Genomic DNA, 543 nt, shown 5'->3' with positions numbered 1-543 from the left:
TGGCCTTCATCTCGTCGAGCACCACGGCGTAGTCGGCCGGGTCGACGATCACCGTCACGTCGCGATGGTTCTTCGCGGCCGAGCGCAGCATGGTCGGGCCGCCGATGTCGATGTTCTCGATCGCGTCGGCCAGCGTGCAGTCGTCTTTGGCGATGGTCGCGACGAACGGGTACAGGTTCACCACCAGCAGGTCGATGGTCGGGAGGCCGTGCGCGTCGAGCGCCTGCATGTGCTCGGGCAGCTCGCGGCGCGCCAGGATCCCGCCGTGCACCTTCGGGTGCAGCGTCTTCACGCGCCCGTCGAGCATTTCGGGGAAGCCGGTGTAGTCGGCCACTTCGGTCACCGGGAGGCCCGCCTCGGCGAGCAGTTTCGCGGTGCCGCCCGTCGACAGCAGCTTGACGCCCTGCTGCGAGAGGGCCGTCGCGAATTCGACGATGCCGGTTTTATCCGAAACGGAGAGGAGCGCTTGCTTGATCATGATGGGGAGCACCAGTAGCCAATAGCCAGGAAAACGGGAACGAAGCGGCCGCGCGAGCGAGCCCG

Annotated in this window: 1 pseudogene; it reads right to left on the bottom strand. The window is 66.9% G+C overall.

Annotation, left to right across the window (positions count from 1 at the left end):
• Window positions 1-478, bottom strand: a pseudogene (purH, locus tag FQ705_RS27620) (bifunctional phosphoribosylaminoimidazolecarboxamide formyltransferase/IMP cyclohydrolase); the annotation flags it as partial.
• Window positions 479-543 lie beyond the last annotated feature (65 nt).

The sequence above is a fragment of the Paraburkholderia sp. BCC1884 genome (assembly GCF_900996225.1).
Lineage (GTDB): Bacteria > Pseudomonadota > Gammaproteobacteria > Burkholderiales > Burkholderiaceae > Paraburkholderia.
This window is presented reverse-complemented; position numbering and strand designations above follow the sequence as displayed.